The organism is Pedobacter sp. GSP4, assembly GCF_051857575.1.
Classification (GTDB): Bacteria; Bacteroidota; Bacteroidia; order Sphingobacteriales; family Sphingobacteriaceae; genus Pedobacter.
In genome coordinates this window covers 16,490-34,539 of the sequence record NZ_JBPZIR010000004.1, presented here as the reverse complement: position 1 = coordinate 34,539, position 18,050 = coordinate 16,490, and the positions used below count along the sequence as shown (strand labels likewise).

The window sequence follows — 18,050 nt, the reverse complement described above, 5'->3', positions numbered from 1 at the left end:
GGGTTCAAAGGTATAGGGATGAACAGAGAGTGCTTTTACACAAACAGCACATTTAATGGGACAATCTGGAAATTTTATAGATAGAAAGTCATAAAAGACACCCTGATAATTTGTCATTTCCGAATTGTCCTCTAAAATTACCCTTTTGTCCAACGTGGATTATGCTAAGTGCCTATCTTTGCATCATGTATACCGAAAATGCAACTGGCCTGGGAAAGGCGGTACTCTACATCCGCAATCTAAATAACTGTCCTCCAAGTTATCTGAACGATCCGGATAGAAAGGATTTCTTTGAGATTGTATGGTTAAAGAACGAAGATCCACTACACGGCATATCTGATCCGGCTTACCGTATTAAAGGCGACTGGGTATATTTAATCCCACCCTACCGGGTGCACCAGCTGAACAAGGCGGGCAAAAATGGTGAACTGATCTCCTTTAAAAGGTCTATGCTGGAAGAAGAAGATAAAGATTTCCTGTTGGATTTATTCAGGATCTTCAACGTACAGGGAGAGTTCTCGTGTATTAGGCTGGAAGAGGGTGCCGCGAAGGAACTGGGCAGTATCTACAGCATCATGGAAAGTGAATACCAGAAAGGGAATAATTTTGAGATGATGAAGGCCCTCCTCAAAGTATTACTGCTGAAACTGATATCGGTGAAAGAGCTGGAATTTACCGGTCACGATATCCATCAAAAGCGGGTGTACGAGTTTTTGATGTTATTGGAAAGCAATTTTCAAACCGTTACTAATATTGATTTTTATGCAGGAAAATTGGGAATCAGTTCAAAAAGGCTTAACCAGATTTTGCGCGAAAAACTGGATAAAACAGGTACGCAGATCATCCACGACAGGATTATCCTCGAGGCGAAGCGAAAGATTATCCATAGCGAGGTAACCATTAAGGAAATTGCCTACGACCTGGGTTTCAGTGATCGGCCGTATTTTAGCCGCTTTTTCAAGAAACAGACCGGCCAAACTCCCGAGGAATTCCAGAAAACGGCCCGTGCACATATCGAATCAAATAAAAATACGCTGGTTTAAATTAAATTGTCTAGTATAGGCTAATCATCAAAAACGCATTGTATGGTTTTTCATATCTTCGCTTAAACAGAAAACCAAGGAAAGTACCAAACCACCGATGAAAACAACGCTCATTTCCCTATTGCTTACCTTCCTGCTCACGCTGCAGGCACAAAAAAAAGAAAACGACCTCTCTACTGAACTGTTAAGGGGAAAGGTAAAAACCCGGACTGAGACCTGGTATTCTGTTAGCAGAAACGGCGACCGTTTGTTTGTCAAAAAAACCAAAACAGCCTACAATCCGGATGGTTTTAAGACCAAAGTTACCACCATCGACGAATGGAACCATGACATCAAAAGCTGGGATTATAGGTACGACGCCAAAGGAAATCCCATCAGCGAGAGTCCTGAAAGGGGCATCACTATGAAGACTGCAAAGGATGGCAGTAGGACAGAAACCAGTAGAGACTATTCAAGCCTGATCACAATCAAAAAATATGGCAAGAACGGGATTCTACAGGAAAGGCTGACCACAGATCAGCAGGGCAAAACACTATCCTGGGCAAAAATGACCAACGATAAACTTGGCCAGCTCATCAAAGAAGAAGATTTCAGGGCAGACAGCACGCTCAGCCAAACCATACTCAGAACTTACGATGCTTATGGTAACCTCACCGAAATATCCTACCTCGATGCTAAAGGCAAACAAACGGCTAAATCAACCTACACCTATGGCCCACAAAATGGGGCCCTTATCGAATACGCTTCCTACTACATCCAAATGGGATACTTTCAGCGTTTTAAAACAATCAAGTTCTCCAAAGCAGATCATAAAAACAACTGGCTACAGTCTGTCGAAACGCGCGCCGGCGAACCCGACTTCCTAAAAATCAGGGAACTTGAATATTATCCAGACTAACATAATTTCGAAGTAAATCTTATTAGTCTATATGGACTTCTTGGTTAACTTCAATCTGCTGCTGCTGTTTATTTTCAAAGTATAGGCTGATGTCTTTTGAAGTAAGCAAACAGACAATAAAAAATAAATTATAAATTTGAATTACAAGAATGGTCCACGCAAACCAGTTATCCAAGCCAATCGAAAGGAAATTCTTTGCAAATTCTAAAATGGAATATACGAACGTAAAGATCAATATCCATTTAGCAGTCCTATTTGCATCAATGGTGAGCAGCATAAGGAAAGCACTAAATAATATACGCCCAATTTGCCAGCCTAATCTATCATGACCCAAATTGTAATTGTACACGCTTACAATAAATAAACTTGTCAGTAATGCAACTGCGCAAAGTACAATCAGTTTACGTTTACCTATTTTGACCTTAGCCATAATATTGCTTTTATACCTCAACCACCTAAATAGTCAACACCTGCCTTATTTTCCACTTTCTTAAAGGGCATAAAACGACAGTCGGGGTTCCATTTATTACCCACGTATTCAAAGCCCGCTGTTTGCATGATTTCCATCACTATGGCTGTTTGCCAGCTACGGGCAATAAAAGGTTTTTCATGGTAGGCAACTTGTGCATAAGTACTATCTCTATTTAATTCATCATCATAGCTTAGTGCCACCAGATCGTGGTAATGGTGCAATTGCTTTTCTACATCGAATTTCACGGCACTAAACCAATGGGCATACAAACCATTAAAAGCGGGTTCTGAGTGGCTGTTGATAGCCTTTACCGAATAATCGATAATGAAATTTGAAACCGCATCATGCTCTTCGAAATAAGAAAGTACGGCCAATCCAGCCAAGCGAACATTATTTTGAAGAAAAATACCAAGCCGCATAATTTCTTTTAAGCCGGTAAGCATGCACATAGAGGCATTGCCGCTGCCTATAAAAATAAGGTCCTGCTGCTGTGCGTGCCGATAATGGATGTCGGTACAATCAGCATTTAAATAATTTAACCCGGGGAAAGGAGTAAAATAAGTATCTTTGTCCAAACAACTGTAATGATTATCCGGAAAACTTTTGGCTAATTCACGACTTTCGTAACCATTGCCCGCCATGATTTCCATAATGTGATGCCCCTTTCCCAAACCATACTCCTCCAATAGCTCAATCAGATCTTCTGTTTTTGGATCGGCTTGGTTATAAGTTAGGCTGTACACTAAATCGTAATGTGGTTTCGGGACTGCTTGGCGGCAGATCTGGTCGACAATTTCCGGCGCTATTTTCACCTCAGCTAAGATCAGCTGTCGGATGAGTTCGATCATAAAGGGTTAATATTTTTCAGATTTTTCTTGCGCTAAACGGTTGGTTAGCCTAATTTTCGCCTGAGTGAGTTCCATTAAATCCCGCTCCATGGCCTCAAGATTAAAGCCCAAAGGATTTTTATCGCCTTCCATAAAATCCTGGGTTATGATGGCATAAGCCTCATCATTATAGGTTTCCCAGAAATCCCAGGTCATTTTTTGTTCCTTCCCCAAATGAATGCAGGTCAAGTGTTGTTTATCATAGGCGAGTATGGCCACCGCATGCCCACCCCACGACCAAGGTTCGTTATCACCCGTAAGTTCACCAGGATTGACTTCCCATATTTTCTGTTTCAGAATGCTATTGGGGAGCTGAAGCCCAACATAGATTCCGCCAAAAAGGTAAATGGAGGCTTTTACAATTTCGCGGCGATCATGCGGCACCGTAGCAAACACCCGGATGCGGTGCTGCTCTATGCCATTTTTACGCCAGTATTTTAAGGCGTCGAGCATATACACGCCATCGTCGTTTTGCTTGGTAATGGGATCGTAATTAGAGAGGGTAATGTATGTGTTTACAATGGCTTCTTCCGTAATTTCAAACGCTGAACTTGCATTGGCTGTCCAGCATTCAATCATATGCCCTGCAGCGGCGCAGGTACAATTGTAAAGCCTGTTGTTCCCAAATACGTCCCATTTATTTTTCTTCGCGGCTGTCCAGTCATGTGCGTCTGGAATCTGCAGTTGATGAATGGCCAGGTAATCGCTTATCTTAAAACTTCTCGGATCTTTAATGGCCTTAGGTTTTCCACCCTTAACCTGCCCAGTGATATTTTCCATATCCAATGCTTGCTATCCGCCAGTTTTACCGCTCTTACCCATTTTTTTCTTTTTACGTGGCAAACGTTTAGGTGCAACTTTAGGTTTTTCTTCTGCTGTGGTTTCTATTTTTTTAGCCATATTGTGGTTGTTTAGATTGACAAATAATTAAACGGAAGCATAGATTAGCCAGATTTGCCGCCACTGTTGCCCATTTTTTTCTTTTTGCGGGGTAACCGCTTTTGAGCCGGTTTTGAGGCCGCAGCTACTTCTTCAGCACTGTCTTTTTTCTTTTCCATATTTAAAAATGTCCATTTAGCAGGATATGACATCGCATCCTACCAAATGATTTTACAATGTAGACATTTTTTAGGTTTTCTGCTACGCCCAATTTTACGGGCCAATGCCCTTGGTGTTAAGTGGTACAGCTTTACCGATCACAAGATTTGAGTATTGGTAAGCTAACCCAAGCGAAACTCGCTCGGCGTACGCTGATATTTCTCGCGAAAGCTTTTGGTAAAGTTGGCCAGATCGTTAAAACCGGAGTTAAAAGCGATATCTTTAATTCTTTCGTTCGAAATTAACAGCAGCTCAGCAGCCTTTTCGAGCCTTTTTGTCTTGATGTAATTGGCAGGTGTATCGTTGTAATGCCTAGCAAATTCGCGTTTAAAGGAAGAAACACTTAAATTATTCAATTGAGCCAGGGCTTCGATATTTAGCTGAGCAAAGAGGTTGGCTTCTATAATCTGCTTAAAAGTATAGGTAGTGGGCGAAAAAAGCTGGGCAAATATGGTCTGTACGGCCCGGGCGTTAGGGGTTTGGGCCAATAGCAGGATAATTTCTTTCAACTTTAGAACAAGTATATCTTCATTAACCAATGCAGGGTGCTGAAAATAAAACAACAGGCCTTCGATGTATTTTTCGATCAAAAAATTGTTGTTTAAAACCTCTACACTCTTGTTCGAAACCAGCTGACCGGCTGCCTGCAAAATAACCGGCATCTCGCGATCGTAAATCCGTTTTAAAATATCGGGATGAAAATTAACCACCATAATTTCGTTAACGCCACCATTATTTAAATTACTGATGGTTTTGCTGGCCTGCACACAATTTAGAAACAAGGCGTGTTTATGGGGAATGTTTACCCGCTCTTCGTTGCGGTGGTATTGCATTTCACCTTGCAGCATGTACAAAAAGCAGGCATTATCGGTAATAGGAAAATCGAAAGTAAAAGGAGCCTTTATCCTGATGTTCTGCACAATGGCTTTACCAAACAAGTCGTATTTTTTATGGTCAATGATCATCTTAAAAAACCTTCAGCTATAAAAATAGAAAAACTAATGCATGGTTTGGCTTTTCTAGCCCATACATTAGCTTATTAGGTGTAAAAAATTGCTTTACCCGAAAAACATCAGCTTTTACTTACTGCATTTCTACCGCCCTGCGCTGTTTAACATACTGGTAAGTGGCACCGGCAATAAAGGCGATTAAAAGCACCAGCAATGTTTGGCCAATAATAGGATCGGTTGGGCTTTTAGCCAATGGGTGCCCCAGCGGAACGCGGGTAAAAGTTTCGTTCACCGTAGGGATGAGCGACAAAAAGAAACTGAAAGAAAGCAAAAAATTCTCAATGTTGCGGGCCTTATTATTGTTCCTCCGTTTTACCGAAAGCCAAAAAGCCACCACTACTAAAATAAAAATGAATAGTGAAAAAATATGCCCTGGATTAAAGCCTCCATGTTTGGAAATGCCCAAAGCGGTTAAAGCGGTTACACTGGTAGTATAAAAATATATTTTCCCGCTTAGCTGTGTTAAATCAATTTTGCCAAAGCGTACAAATGAAATAATTGCCGCTACAATGGCAGCGACACCAATAATGGTATGAAAAATACCTAAACCTGTTAGTCCCATAGTCTTTTTGTTTTATGTATAATTGTTGTTTACAAAAATGGCTATAGTAAGGTTAAGGGCTTTTGTTTATCCGTTCAATTGATTGGTAATCTGGTTCAAATTAGGTTTTAAGTGATGCGACAGGTTCATAAGGACAAGCTGAATCTCAGAGTTGTCAACTTTCTAGTAAACTGGCTATTAAACATGACAACTCTTTTAGTTTACCGCTTAAATAATGGCCTAGAAAACCTTACCATACTCATCATTACCAGGAGGAACGACAGTCTGTCACGATTTTCGGGAAAACAATTTTTACATTGGCAACCTTGCTAGAAAGATTGCTTCGTCGGCTGAAAAAGCCTCCTCGCAATAACGATTTTTGGATTAGATTGATCAAAAGATCTTCGACAGGCTCATCTGACAAGCTTTCCCAAACCAACATTCTACTTTATTTCTTCTTTAACGTCTGCGTTCTGATCCTGCTGAGCGTTTCAGGCGTCATCCCCAGAAAAGAAGCAATCATAGCCTGCGGAATACGTGTAGCAAAACCGGGGTATTTTTGAAGGAAGTTGAGGTATTTCTCTTCAGCCGTAAAACTAAGTGAGGCATTGATACGGTTTTGTGAGGCAATAAAACTGCGCTGCAATATCGCATTCACCATGGCATTAAAAGCTGGGATTTCGTTGGTAAGCAGATCGAAGTTGGTTTTGGTAAAGAGTACCAGTTCACTGTCTTCTATGGCATCGATGTTATAGCTCGAAGGCGCTCCCGATAGCAGGCTTTCGCGGTCGCCCATCCACCAGTTTTCTGTTCCAAATCCAATTACATGTTCGTTGCCCCTTTCATCAACCGAGTAGGTGCGTAGGCAGCCTTTGGTAATAAAGGCATTATATTTCCATACATCGCCTTCCTGCAGGAGGTATTGTTTTTTCCTGAGTTTTTTGATCACGGCAAGTGAACGGATGCGGTCTGATTCGGAAGGGCTGAGCGCTGCTTTTTGCTCAACATAGTGCTGAAAAACTTCGTACATAACTGCTGTTAAAGTTAATACAAAATCCCCTCATCGGCATTAAAATTTCAAAATGATTGGTGCAGTATCCATGCGCTTGATCTAGATCAATTTCTTTCTTATTTGAGATCAATGTACAGCTTCGCGCCTTGTGGCACCTTTGTAATGTTCAAAACGGACAATCATCAATTAAAAAACAAGGAAATGTCAAAAACTATTTTTATTACAGGAACAAGCACAGGATTCGGCAAACTTACTGCCATTACTTTGGCCAATGCCGGCCATTCGGTTATTGCCGGAATGCGCAACATTAACGGACATAATGCCCAAGCAGCTGCTGAACTTTCGGCAATTGCCAATATAGAAGTTGTAGAAATCGATATCACCAGCGATAGCTCGGTAAATGATGCCATTGTTCAGGTAATTGCAAAATACGGAAAGATCGATGTATTGGTTAACAATGCTGCAGTAAGCGGTTTTGGTTTACTGGAGGGTTACTCGCTCGATCAGGTTCGCAAAATGTTTGAGGTGAACGTGTATGGCGTGCTCCGCACCTATCAAGCAGTTCTGCCTGCTATGCGCAAAGAAAAATCGGGACTGATCATCAACATTACCACAGGGGCAAGTGGCCACACGCTTCCTTTTATGATTCCATACATCTCTTCGAAACTGGTTGTAGAGAGCATTACCGAGGGCCTTCAGGATGAGCTAGCTGCCTACAACATCGAAAATGTGAGCATACAGCCGGGCGTTTACCCTACCGAAATGACCAATGGAAGCAAAACAGGTGTAAATGCCGATAAAGCTGAAATTGTGGCCGAATATGGCGATGCGGCTACCGAAAAATTCAACGCTTTGGGTACAGCACTGTTTGGCAAAATGGCTAAATTCGATATGAATCCTCAGACTATTGCCGATGGGGTATTGGAACTCGTAAACATGAAAAAAGGCGAACGCCCATTACGTTTCCCAATGGATGCCATTGCCCAGGGAACTGACAAAGAGTTTATCGATGCCAGGGCCGCTATAAAAGCAAAATGGTTGGCAGCTTATAACGACTAGGCGAACCGCCCTATTACAGTTGCTTTCTTTTTACAGTTAAAACATCTCTCCTATGTGTTGAGATGTTTTAACATTTGTGGCTTTATAAAAAGCTTGCGGAGCACTAAGGATAATGGATGTTATTTGAAAATCTCTTTCGGAAGGATGGCCGTCCATGATTTGGGAATTGCGCGGAGTCCGAACAGCTTAGTAACCACTACAGCAGTGTTTTTATTGCTACTGAAAAAGGACTGCGTTACTCAAGATTTTTAATTTGCTTACCTGTAATGGCCCAAGGGGTTTGCATTTCACTCATGCTCACTCCCCCATGCCCTTTCTACAAATGCCCCTATGGCCATGCCCATGAAAAACCATTGTTGTTGCTTTTTTCATCTTTTTATTTCTTTTGTGGAGAAATTTAGCGTCGATTGCTTATCAAAATTTAACCAAACGATCTGTAAAGAATTTTACCGTTTCATTTAATCAGGCCCATTAGTTCACCTAAGTTATTGATGATGTGATCGGGATTGGCCGAAGAAAGCTGCTGCGAGGTATGTGCGCCGGTAGTAATACCAATGCTTAAACCACAACCTGCATTTTGCCCCTCTTGTATATCTATGGCCGAATCTCCTACTTTAACTACGCTTTTGGCATCATTAATGGCAAAAAACGCCATGGCATACTCAATCATATCAGGAAAAGGCCTGTTTCTCGATACATCAGAGGCGGTTACCAAAAGATCGAAATCTTTTCCCTGCAGCCAGCCTAGTTTAGTCAATATCTGGCTTGCTGTAGTACGGTCGTAACCGGTATCCAGTGTAACTTTGATATTTTCTGCTTTAAGCGCGTTAAATACCTCAACAGCATTCGGCTGAGGCAATATTTCCTCCACGGCATAAGCTTCGGCTAAGCTAACAATGAAATCGTTATAGATTTTATTTTCCAATGCTTCATCTATTACGTTTTCTAATGCTAAAATAGATGCAATGGCCTGTTTCTTTTCTTTACCAGCACCTTCTGCCAACACATCATCTAAACTAAAGCTATAACCTGCTTCATTAATCGCATTCTGTAAAGTTTTATATACCAAGTTGTTTTCATCTACTGTAGTCCCGGCCATATCAAAGACTACCATTGTTGTTTTTTGCTTACTCATTGTAAATTCAATTTTTTATTTGCCAAAATGCCAGTTCAAATATAATAAAAGGGCTTTAAAATGTTTAGCAAAACTAAACAGTGTTCATAAAAAATAAACATCAACAAGATTAAATTTGTGTTAAGTTTTATCAGGCGATACCTATCTGAAGTGTTAAACGCAACATCACAACAGATGAGATTAGGTTTCACTTAAAGAAAACAGCATTTTTAAAACAGATGAAAAGCATTTGATTTAGTTTTTGCCTAACTTACCGCAGCGAAATGCAAAACGGAGAACATTTCGTTTTCCAATTAGCATGCAGTGCAAAACCAATTAGCACAAAGATTAAAAAATGGATAAAACCTTTGATTTAAAACTTAGAAATACAGAAGTAACCGATCTGGAAAGCCTTTTTGAATTCCAACTTGATAAAGAAGGCGGATACCTGGCGGCATTTATGCCAAAAGACCCGACCGATAAGCTGGCATACCTAAGTAAATATACCAAGCTGTTGGCAGATCCTACCGTAAATAACCAAACCATTCTTGTAAACGGTACTATTGTTGGCCATGTTGCCAAGTTCGTTATGCATGGCGATACCGAAATTACCTATTGGATTGACAGAAGTTTTTGGCGGCAGGGCATCGCTACCCTGGCGTTACAGCAGTTTCTTTTAACTGAGCCCAGCAGACCGATTTTCGGCCGTGTGGCTTTTGATAATTTTGGTTCGCAAAGGGTTTTGGAAAAATGTGGTTTTGTAAAAATTGGAACGGATAGGGGTTTTGCAAGTGCCCGGCAGGCCGAAATTGAAGAGTTTATTTATAAGCTCGATAGCTGATCATAAACCGAGTTTCGCTATGTAATAGAGATGAACATCACAATAATATGCAGCACCAAGAATTTACACCTCCGGAAGCCTTACAGGATGCCATAAAATGCTTTTGGTACAACCGTAGAGATAGTGGCGCAGTGCAGGCTGATTTTGAAGTACTGCCCGATGGCTATGCTGAAATTATTTTCCACTTCGGGAACAACTGCAGCATCTTTTACAATGGCGCCCTACAACAATTACCATCGCCTTTTATGATGGAACTGCTTAACCAGCCCATTCACTTTTATACCCAGAACCGTTTAGAAATTATTGGTATTAGGTGTTACCCATGGGCCGTATTTGATTTATTGGGACTAGTACCTGGTAAACAGGGTGTACGCATATTCGAGCATCCCATTGCACAGCTTCAGCCGGTACTGGACAAACTAATTCGCACCAATCAAATTGATGCAGCGATGGCCACAATAGAACAGTATTTTTTGGATACGCAGTTGGGCATTGCCACAAATAGTGTATTGTTTAAAGCCGGCGCAGCCATGAGGAAAGCCAAAGGCAATTTACAGGTAACTGATGTTGCCGCAGCAGCGCATGCCACTGTACGCACGCTCGAAAGGAATTTTAAACAATCATCTGGCCACACCGTTAAAGATGTAACAACCGTAATGCGCTTTGAAGAAGTAAGGAACAGGCTATGGCTACAGCCTGATACCAGCCTGAGCAGCCTGGCAAACGAGCTGGGCTATAGCGATCAATCACACCTGAGCAGGGAATTTAAACGCTACAGCGGTACCACGCCTGCAGCATTTGCACGCAAAGCAAAGAAGCAGGCCATCAGCCATCACTTTATCACCTTTCACAGGCCTGATTAAAGCCTCCGCAAAATAACCTTAACAAGGTATCTAATCGTTTTCTATCGGCTCCCAAAGCTCTATGGCATTCCCTTCCGGATCGATAATATGGATAAACTTACCATAATCGTAAACGGCCAGTTCATCCACAATCTGCACACCGTCGTTTTTTAGCTGTACAACCAGTTCTTCCAGGTTTTCTACCCTGTAATTGATCATAAAATCTTTATTGGATGGATTAAAATATTTGGTATCCTTCGGGAAAGTGCTCCAAGTGGTAGAACCTTTTTTCTCTGGATCTTCAAGTTCCCGCCATTGGAAAGTTGTTCCATAAGGGCTGGTTTCTATGCCGAGGTTTTTAGCATACCAATCGTTCATTTTTCCGGCATCTTCACATTTAAAAAATATGCCACCGAGCCCAGTTACTTTTTTCATAATCGTTGTTGTTTATATTTTGTTGGAGAGCTATAGTCCTAAAGCTAAGCTTATCGCTTTAAATTTAATAAAAGGCACGCAAGATATTGCGAAAGGCAAGAAAAAAAACCGGTTATCTGTCGTTTTTCCTTTCAATGCAGATTGTCGTGTTTATACAAGCCTAAAACAGGAGCATTTGAGAATTTTGTGTTTTAATACTTGATGATGAACACAATATTCCAAAATAAAAAAACAGTTCAAAACCCATCCGTTTATGATGTAATTATTGCAGGTGCTGGCCCAGTAGGCCTGTTTCTGGCCTGCGAACTGGCCCTGGCCAAATGTTCGGTATTCATACTCGAAAAGGCAGAAGAACTATTCAATCCCTTAAAGCAGGTCCCTTTTGGCATCCGCGGATTATCTGCCCCCTCTATTGATGCTTTTTACCGCAGGGGACTATTACAGGAACTCGAACTGCATAAACGGTTAAAAAATCCGCACGCCCATGCAGGCAAAGAAACACGCCGCCAGGTAGGCCACTTTGCAGGCATTCCATTTTACGAAGATGATATTGATACCACGCAATGGGCATACCGTTTACCAACTGCAAATCCAAACAGTTTAATTTCAGAAATGGCCGAAATTGAAACCGTGCTTTCGCAACGTGCAACAAGCCTGGGTGTAGACATTAAACGCGGATTCGCCATTAGCAACTTTAACCAAAGCGAAGATGCGGTAACAGTTGAATCTGTTAGCCAAACTTTTAAAGGTAAATGGCTTGTGGGCTGCGATGGGAGCCGGAGCACGGTACGCAAAATGGGCGGCTTTGAATTTGATGGCACCGAGCCCGAATTTACCGGCTACTCCGTACAGGTTGATATAGCCGACCCGGAACAGCTTAAACCGGGCCGAAATGCAACTGCTGCAGGCATGTATCTACAGTCGCAACCGGGTTATTTGGTGATACAGGAATTTGATGGCGGGACTGCCCACCATAGCAAAGAACCGATTACCTTAGCACAGGTACAGGCCGTGCTGCGCCGTGTTTCAGCAACTGATGTTACTTTAAAAGCGCTGCACACTGTAACCACTTGGACCGATAGGGCTAGGCAGGCCACCACTTACCGCAATGGCCGCGTATTTTTGGCCGGCGATGCCGCACATATCCATTCGCCACTGGGCGGGCAGGGACTTAACCTTGGCTTAGGTGATGCCATGAACCTGGGCTGGAAACTGGCGGCAACCATCCATCAAAAAGCACCTAACGGTTTACTAGACAGTTACTACACCGAACGATACCCCATTGGTGCGCAGGTATTAGATTGGTCGCGGGCGCAAGTGGCCATTATGAAACCCGAACCACAGGCCCGTGCGCTTAATGCGATTTTTCGCGATCTGATTAGCACGCGCGATGGTGCTACGTATATTGCCAACCGCGTATGGGGTATTTCTACAGGTTATAACCTAGGCGACAATCATCCCCTATTGGGTCAAAGCACACCCGACTTTGAACTTAATATTGGCCAAAAAATAGGCGCATTAATGGACGATGGCAAAGGGATATTACTGGATTTTACGATGAATGCTCAACTTAAAGCATTGGCCGCCGAGTACAGCGAACAGCTTAACTATATTTCTGGACACGCAGCAAACCAGCTTGGCCTTAGCACCTTGTTGATACGGCCTGACGGGATTATTGCCTGGCTTGCAGAAAATGAAGTAGACTACAATGAACTCGAAAAGAGCCTTGGTCTGTGGTTTGTCCGCAATTCGGAGTAGCTGATACATAAAATTAAATGGCAGGGAAATTATCCTTGCCATTAATTTTAGAGAATATGTGTTTTAGGTAGTATTTCAAGCTACGGTTTAAGGATAAGATCGGCCAATATGCCTATTAAGACGGCAATAACGGTAAAGCAAATCATCCCCAGAATATATGCGACCAATGCTTTTAGATAGCTCGATGCCTTTTTAGGGTTAAAAAACTGTCCTATTCCCCAGCAACAATACAAAACACCCGCCATTCCCGAAAAAGCCAAAACTTTTATTTTGGTTATGCCTTCAAAGATCGAAAATACGGAAAAGATGAGCATACCCATACCGAGTAAAAAGCACAACAGGATCAGGATTTCAAAAAAATTATAGCCGTGCTTTTTAAAAAACAGTTTTAGCCAAAATGCAATAAATACACTCATGATGATATTGGCATAACCATAATGGTTTTGTAACCAGGTATAAATTCGTGCAACGTTAGTTTTCTTTACGCTGCTAAAATTGATGTAACCATCCTCAATGTGGAAGGAATGATCGATAATGGTATAAATCAGCGAAGTAACAATAATAAAAATGATGGGTTTTACGAGCCTGTTCCTGTTGTCGGCAATGAATTCGCGCACGCTTTGCCCGGGCCTAACCAATAATTCTTTTACGGTATATAAAATTCCTTTTTCGAAATGTAAAACATGTTGAATTTCGTGCAGAACGTAATGCCAATCTACCCGCTTAAGCTGTAACTGCTGACCGCATTGCGCGCAGAAATTACCGTTAACCGTAGTGCTACAGTTTTTACAGTTCACCAAATTATCCATTAGCCTCTAGTATTTTCTGTATTCCGCTTTTTAATCTCATCATTTACCGATTTTAAGGAAATGAGCAATGGTACCCAGGTAATTGGCAGTACCAGTACCGGTAAATACAAAATAGGTTCGGCTTTGAGCACGTATAAGGTTACAGCGCCAATAACACCCAATACGGCGAAGCCTATTAATACCCCATTTAAAGTTGATTTGCTTTTGGTTAACTCAGTTAAAGTTAACGATGATGATTTTTTCATAACTTGAAGGATGGTTTTTATCAAAAGTGAATACTAAAATCCTTTTAAAGACTACACTTTAGTGTAAATTTGTTTTTTATCATTTGAGTAAATGGGCAACAATAATTCGGGTTTACTTACCAAAAATAGGGTCAGAGAAATAACGGCCGAAGATGAGCTTCAGCAGAAAGATTACTTAGAGCCTGTTAAAGCCTTTGCGCGCTTAACCTACGAAAGTATTTATGTTATCGATTATGAAAAGATGGCCTTTGAGTACGTTTCGGAAAATCCTTTGTTTTTATGCGGAAAATCTGCCGATGAAGTGCTGGCCCTGGGCTATGAATTCTATTTCAAAAATGTACCTGAAAACGACCTCAAACTGTTGGAACAGATTAACGAAGCAGGCTTCGATTTTTTCAAAAAAGTGCCAAGCACTGAAAAAAAACAATACAGTATTACTTATGATTTCCACCTGATTAACAAAGATGGCAAGCCCTTTTTGATCAACCATAAACTTACCCCCTTGTTTTTAACCAATGCCGAGCAGATTTGGAAATCCATGTGTATTGTATCCATTTCGCACCATAAACAGCCAGGCAATGTTTACATCACTAAACAGGGAACTGATGAAATGTGGACACTAGATACAGCCAATAATTTTTGGCGCAAACTGGAAAAACCTAAACTTACCGAAAGGGAAATTGAGATTTTGCGCTTTCATGCCCAGGGCTTAACCATTAGCCAGATAGCCGATAAAATATTTGTTGCCCCAGATACGGTTAAGTATTACCGGCGCCGCATTTTTGAACGTTTAAATGTAAACAACATGGTCGAAGCACTTTCTTACGCGGTAAACAGTAAAATTATATAGGCTTTAGCTAAACCCCTCATCAAACAAAACACTCAATAACAACATCTTACCCACAATATATATTTTTTAACCAAACACTTTGTATTTCAAAGTACTTTATTTAACTTTGAAATACAAAGCACTTTACATCATACTATATTTACGCATTAAACTGAAAATTTAACTAACTTCTAATAACCAAATAATTATGACACTGACAAACAATTTCTCAACAGCAGCAATTTTCCGTGCCCCATTGGGCAAAAGAATGTTAATCGGTGCGGCAATCGGGCTGGTATTGATTATAATTTTCCTATCGGGTACAGGTGGTGGAAAGCCAGAGTTTGGAAAATTCTGGATGGCAAGACCGCTTATTTTTGTACCGGTAGCAGGTGCACTGGGCGCCCTATTTTTTCACATCGTGAATAGCTTTGGCTTTCAACAGCCAGCCATAAAAGCATTAATGGTGATACTTGGCAGCATTGGTTTTATTGTAGCACTTTGGATGGGCACCGTTTTAGGCTTGGTTGGTACTTATTGGCACTAAATAAATTGGCTGTCTCTTTCATTGAGGAGACAGCCGATTTAAATGTATAATTAAGCTAAAGCTTAACCATTTCCCCTGTTTTGACCGATTCATCGCAGGCAAATGCAATTTTCAAGCTGTTTATTGCATCTTCTGTTGGTCTGCTCAAGTCAATATTTTCGCGTATAGCCTTTAAAAAATAACGCTGTTCGCGGTTGCACAGCTCCTGATGGTCGGGTTCATCGCTCAGATCAATCCATTCATCTGCCCTGGTAAATTCATCACTGGCATCCAGCTCGGCATAATGTACTTTTATCGATTCTGTTTTGGTATGTGCATCAATATTATCCGAATTACCGGCCGCTGCCGCAGCTTTGGCCACTATAGATACTGCTCCTTTTGGCCCGAAAACATCCTTGATAAAAAAGGCGTTATCGCTCACCATTGGCCCCCAAGCGGCCTCATACCACCCGATGGAACCATCATCGAACCGGATCTGCAACTGACCGTAATTATAGTTCCATTCTGGCACTTCATCGGTAAGTCTTGCCCCAATGGCACTTACCTGCACAGGCTTGGCCTCGGTCATTTGGCACATAATATCAATATAATGAACCGCGCAATCTACAATGGGGCTTAAGCTTTTCATTAGGTTGCGGTGAACTGTCCATTTAGGGCCATGGCTCTGCTGGTTTAAATTCATGCGCATCACTAAGGGCTTGCCCATTTCTTTAGCCAGTTCGGTAAACTTCTCCCACGATGGGTGGTATCGGAGTATATAACCCACCAACAATTTCTTCCCAGCTTTTTTCGCCGCATCGGCCACCCGTTGCGCACCTTCTACGGTATCGGCAAGGGGTTTTTCTATAAATACATGGCAGCCGCTTTCGAACGATTTTACCGCGTATTCTTCGTGCGTATCAGGGTAGGTAGAAATGCACACGGCATCGGGCCTGGTTGCCGATAGGGCTTCGTAAAAATCACTGAATAACGGGTAACCGCCTCCAAGTTTCTCATTCAATACATTTTTACTGTTACCGGTCGAAACCAGTCCACAGATTTCGAAGCCTGCCAAGTTATGGTAAGCCTTAGCATGAGATGCCCCCATGTTGCCACAGCCTACCACCAGTACTTTTAAATTATGTTCTATACTCATCAGCCTTACATTACACACCGAGACTCCAACCCTGGCGGTACTCGCGTTTTACAAACTGGTTTACTTCATCAAAATTGGTTACACGCATATTCTGCTTATCCCAAAGCATTTTAATATCCCTGCCCGGATAGGTAAAGCCTTTACCATCGGCCTTTGGTTTCTGTACATCTATCCCTCTAATGGCCAGGTTGGCAATTAAAAGCGTTTCGGTAAGTGGGCCGGCTATTTCGAAAGGAGAACTCAGTTCCATTTTACCGTAACCGGCAATAGCAGCCTCAGCCCATTGCGTGTAATGGCCTTCTACATCACCCGGAACACGTGTGGCTTTAGGTTTGGTACGATCTGATTCATTTTTGGTTAATGGCAGCAAGCGTGGATTGGCACCGTACGTATCGCAGATCATTTTACCGCGCGTACCAATAAACAGCGTACCGTTATCTCCGAAGGATTCGTTTGGCAGCATTTCTTCGGGGCGCTCTGGTTTTATGCCACCATCCATCCAGTGCATCTGTAAATTGCCTTTGGTTTTCTTGGTTTTCTCAAAGGTCATAATTACATGGCTCGATGGCGGGCAGCTTTCAGGGAAATAACCGCGTTTAAATTCATCTACATATACACTTCCAACGCTGCACTCTACGCTTATCGGGGTGTCGAGATCGAGGATCCTGAATGGAGGTTCAACCAGGTGGCAGCCCATATCGCCTATGGCGCCGGTACCGTAATCCCACCAACCGCGCCAGTTAAAGGGCACCAGTTTATCTACATAAGGCTTAAACGGCGCACTTCCCAACCACAGATCCCAATCCAGTTCGGCAGGGATATTGCCACCTGTAGCAGGCCATGAAATGCCCTGTGGCCATACCGGACGGTTTGTCCAGCAGTATACCGTATGTACCTTACCTATTAGCCCGGCATCCAACCAATCCTGCAGTTTACGTACCCCTTCTCCTGATGCACCCTGGTTACCCATCTGCGTTACCACCTGATATTTCTTAGCTGCTTGGGTAAGCATTCTCGCTTCGTAAATATCGTGTGTTAAGGGCTTTTGTACATATACATGTTTGCCCAATTGCATAGCTGCCATGGCTTGCATGGCATGGTTATGATCGGGTGTTGAAATAACAACGCCATCAATATTTTTAGCTTCTTTATCCAGCATCTGGCGGTAATCTTTGTAGTATTTAGCCTTAGGGAAACGTTTTACCGAGTTTGCAGCGCGCCTATCATCTACATCACATAAAAATGCGATATCAGATTTGCCACCTTTAAATACCCCGGTTAAATCGCTTTCTCCTTTACCCCCTACCCCGATTCCGGCAACCTGCAGCCTATCACTGGGTGCTAAAAAGCCCTTGCCCAGTACATGGCGCGGTACAATCATAAAACCGGCTGCCGCAAGGGCAGTGGTTCTGATAAAATTTCTTCTTGAATGATCAGCAGCTGAATCTTTTATTTCTTCAGTCATAAATCCTTAT

General features: G+C 42.1%; 20 protein-coding genes. 8 read left to right on the top strand and 12 right to left on the bottom strand.

Annotated elements, in window-relative coordinates; all coding sequences use genetic code 11:
• Window positions 1-185 precede the first annotated feature (185 nt).
• Together ACS5PU_RS10990 and ACS5PU_RS10985 are read left to right on the top strand one after the other, a co-directional pair.
• Window positions 186-1,043 carry a helix-turn-helix domain-containing protein gene (locus ACS5PU_RS10990; protein ID WP_439459336.1) on the top strand — a complete coding sequence of 286 codons (858 nt, stop codon included), beginning with the start codon at window positions 186-188 and terminating at the stop codon, window positions 1,041-1,043.
• 97 nt (window positions 1,044-1,140) lie between these two features.
• On the top strand, window positions 1,141-1,941 hold the full coding sequence (locus ACS5PU_RS10985; RefSeq protein ID WP_439459335.1) for a hypothetical protein: 801 nt from the start codon (window positions 1,141-1,143) through the stop codon (window positions 1,939-1,941).
• Between the two features lie 22 nt (window positions 1,942-1,963).
• Here ACS5PU_RS10985 and ACS5PU_RS10980 read toward each other — a convergent pair whose 3' ends face one another.
• The 6 genes from ACS5PU_RS10980 to ACS5PU_RS10955 all read right to left on the bottom strand — a co-directional run bounded on the left by ACS5PU_RS10980 (window position 1,964) and on the right by ACS5PU_RS10955 (window position 6,979).
• Window positions 1,964-2,371, bottom strand: a complete 408-nt coding sequence (locus ACS5PU_RS10980; protein WP_439459334.1) for a hypothetical protein — start codon at window positions 2,369-2,371, stop codon at window positions 1,964-1,966.
• Window positions 2,372-2,388: 17 nt separating this feature from the next.
• Window positions 2,389-3,261 (bottom strand): hypothetical protein, encoded by an 873-nt coding sequence (locus tag ACS5PU_RS10975; protein WP_439459333.1) that lies wholly within the window; start codon window positions 3,259-3,261, stop codon window positions 2,389-2,391.
• A 6-nt stretch (window positions 3,262-3,267) separates the two neighbouring features.
• Complete coding sequence (locus ACS5PU_RS10970) at window positions 3,268-4,080, bottom strand: hypothetical protein (RefSeq protein ID WP_439459332.1); 813 nt, start codon at window positions 4,078-4,080, stop codon at window positions 3,268-3,270.
• 440 nt (window positions 4,081-4,520) lie between these two features.
• Window positions 4,521-5,363, bottom strand: coding sequence for a helix-turn-helix transcriptional regulator (locus ACS5PU_RS10965; protein WP_439459331.1), 843 nt, complete (start codon window positions 5,361-5,363; stop codon window positions 4,521-4,523).
• 118 nt (window positions 5,364-5,481) lie between these two features.
• Window positions 5,482-5,970 carry a hypothetical protein gene (locus tag ACS5PU_RS10960; protein WP_439459330.1) on the bottom strand — a complete coding sequence of 163 codons (489 nt, stop codon included), beginning with the start codon at window positions 5,968-5,970 and terminating at the stop codon, window positions 5,482-5,484.
• A gap of 427 nt (window positions 5,971-6,397) precedes the next feature.
• Entirely contained in the window at window positions 6,398-6,979 is a 582-nt protein-coding gene (locus ACS5PU_RS10955; protein ID WP_439459329.1) for a Crp/Fnr family transcriptional regulator, read from the bottom strand.
• Window positions 6,980-7,162: 183 nt separating this feature from the next.
• Between ACS5PU_RS10955 and ACS5PU_RS10950 the strand changes: the two genes are divergently transcribed.
• Window positions 7,163-8,020 carry an SDR family oxidoreductase gene (locus ACS5PU_RS10950; RefSeq protein ID WP_439459328.1) on the top strand — a complete coding sequence of 286 codons (858 nt, stop codon included), beginning with the start codon at window positions 7,163-7,165 and terminating at the stop codon, window positions 8,018-8,020.
• A 454-nt stretch (window positions 8,021-8,474) separates the two neighbouring features.
• On the opposite strand, the gene ACS5PU_RS10945 is transcribed toward ACS5PU_RS10950, so the two are convergent.
• A complete protein-coding gene (locus ACS5PU_RS10945; RefSeq protein ID WP_439459327.1) occupies window positions 8,475-9,155 on the bottom strand; it encodes a phosphonatase-like hydrolase in 681 nt (226 codons plus the stop codon).
• Between the two features lie 334 nt (window positions 9,156-9,489).
• Between ACS5PU_RS10945 and ACS5PU_RS10940 the strand changes: the two genes are divergently transcribed.
• Window positions 9,490-9,975 (top strand): GNAT family N-acetyltransferase, encoded by a 486-nt coding sequence (locus ACS5PU_RS10940; RefSeq protein WP_439459326.1) that lies wholly within the window; start codon window positions 9,490-9,492, stop codon window positions 9,973-9,975.
• Between the two features lie 47 nt (window positions 9,976-10,022).
• Window positions 10,023-10,838, top strand: a complete 816-nt coding sequence (locus ACS5PU_RS10935) for a helix-turn-helix domain-containing protein (protein ID WP_439459325.1) — start codon at window positions 10,023-10,025, stop codon at window positions 10,836-10,838.
• Between the two features lie 30 nt (window positions 10,839-10,868).
• Here the strand turns inward: ACS5PU_RS10935 and ACS5PU_RS10930 are convergent, their stop codons facing one another.
• Window positions 10,869-11,252 carry a VOC family protein gene (locus ACS5PU_RS10930; protein ID WP_439459324.1) on the bottom strand — a complete coding sequence of 128 codons (384 nt, stop codon included), beginning with the start codon at window positions 11,250-11,252 and terminating at the stop codon, window positions 10,869-10,871.
• A gap of 201 nt (window positions 11,253-11,453) precedes the next feature.
• Here ACS5PU_RS10930 and ACS5PU_RS10925 point away from each other — a divergent pair, with 201 nt between their 5' ends.
• Window positions 11,454-13,010: an FAD-dependent monooxygenase gene (locus ACS5PU_RS10925; protein WP_439459323.1), complete on the top strand. Its 1,557-nt coding sequence runs from the start codon at window positions 11,454-11,456 to the stop codon at window positions 13,008-13,010.
• Window positions 13,011-13,090: 80 nt separating this feature from the next.
• On the opposite strand, the gene ACS5PU_RS10920 is transcribed toward ACS5PU_RS10925, so the two are convergent.
• Window positions 13,091-13,819, bottom strand: coding sequence for a DUF3667 domain-containing protein (locus ACS5PU_RS10920; protein ID WP_439459322.1), 729 nt, complete (start codon window positions 13,817-13,819; stop codon window positions 13,091-13,093).
• Window positions 13,819-14,064 (bottom strand): hypothetical protein, encoded by a 246-nt coding sequence (locus ACS5PU_RS10915; RefSeq protein WP_439459321.1) that lies wholly within the window; start codon window positions 14,062-14,064, stop codon window positions 13,819-13,821. Before ACS5PU_RS10915 ends, ACS5PU_RS10920 begins: the two co-directional genes overlap by 1 nt.
• A 91-nt stretch (window positions 14,065-14,155) precedes the next feature.
• Between ACS5PU_RS10915 and ACS5PU_RS10910 the strand changes: the two genes are divergently transcribed.
• Both ACS5PU_RS10910 and ACS5PU_RS10905 read left to right on the top strand, forming a co-directional pair.
• Entirely contained in the window at window positions 14,156-14,914 is a 759-nt protein-coding gene (locus ACS5PU_RS10910; protein ID WP_439459320.1) for a response regulator transcription factor, read from the top strand.
• 187 nt (window positions 14,915-15,101) lie between these two features.
• The gene (locus ACS5PU_RS10905) at window positions 15,102-15,440 is read left to right on the top strand and encodes a hypothetical protein (RefSeq protein ID WP_439459319.1); all 339 of its coding nucleotides are present in this window, start codon (window positions 15,102-15,104) and stop codon (window positions 15,438-15,440) included.
• A gap of 55 nt (window positions 15,441-15,495) precedes the next feature.
• On the opposite strand, the gene ACS5PU_RS10900 is transcribed toward ACS5PU_RS10905, so the two are convergent.
• Together ACS5PU_RS10900 and ACS5PU_RS10895 are read right to left on the bottom strand one after the other, a co-directional pair.
• Window positions 15,496-16,575 carry a Gfo/Idh/MocA family protein gene (locus tag ACS5PU_RS10900; protein ID WP_439459318.1) on the bottom strand — a complete coding sequence of 360 codons (1,080 nt, stop codon included), beginning with the start codon at window positions 16,573-16,575 and terminating at the stop codon, window positions 15,496-15,498.
• 10 nt (window positions 16,576-16,585) lie between these two features.
• Window positions 16,586-18,040 (bottom strand): Gfo/Idh/MocA family protein, encoded by a 1,455-nt coding sequence (locus ACS5PU_RS10895; RefSeq protein WP_439459317.1) that lies wholly within the window; start codon window positions 18,038-18,040, stop codon window positions 16,586-16,588.
• Window positions 18,041-18,050: the final 10 nt, after the last annotated feature.